Here is a 459-nt window from a genome sequence, read left to right on the forward strand (position 1 = left end):
CTATAATAACGTAACGGCAAACCATCTTAATAAGGAGGCGGTGCATAATGATTACAATGGCCACGGAGAAGCGCGTGATCAACGAGCGCGACGCCAAAGCAGAGTTCGACGGCCGGTGGCTGCTGCTCGACGAACGGGACTTCCCGCCGGCGGAGGACACCGGGTACATCGTAGCCTACAGCGACGGAACCCCCGAAACCGAAAAGGAGGATTGCATTGCCCTCCACAAAATCAAAATGGACGTTTATCACGGAAACGCAATTCTAATGAAAGGGTTCGTGCACACGGATGAAACATACGACAATGGAATTATCGAAGTCCTTTGAGCCTGTCTCTTATACACATCTAGATGTGTATAAGAGACAGTCCATAGACGGCGCGGTGAAAGGCATACAGCAGGTCAGCTACCCGTCCAAGCCCACCAAGCCGATAGAGGCGCGCAGAGCCGTTTCGGGCGAC

Annotated in this window: 1 protein-coding gene; it reads left to right on the forward strand. The window is 52.9% G+C overall.

Annotated features, from left to right (window positions below):
* Positions 1-47: 47 nt before the first annotated feature.
* Positions 48-326: a hypothetical protein gene (locus ACYVRA_RS08800; RefSeq protein ID WP_461252339.1), complete on the forward strand. Its 279-nt coding sequence runs from the start codon at positions 48-50 to the stop codon at positions 324-326.
* The last annotated feature ends 133 nt before the right edge of the window (positions 327-459 follow it).

It is taken from the genome of Treponema sp. R8-4-B8 (assembly GCF_054786175.1).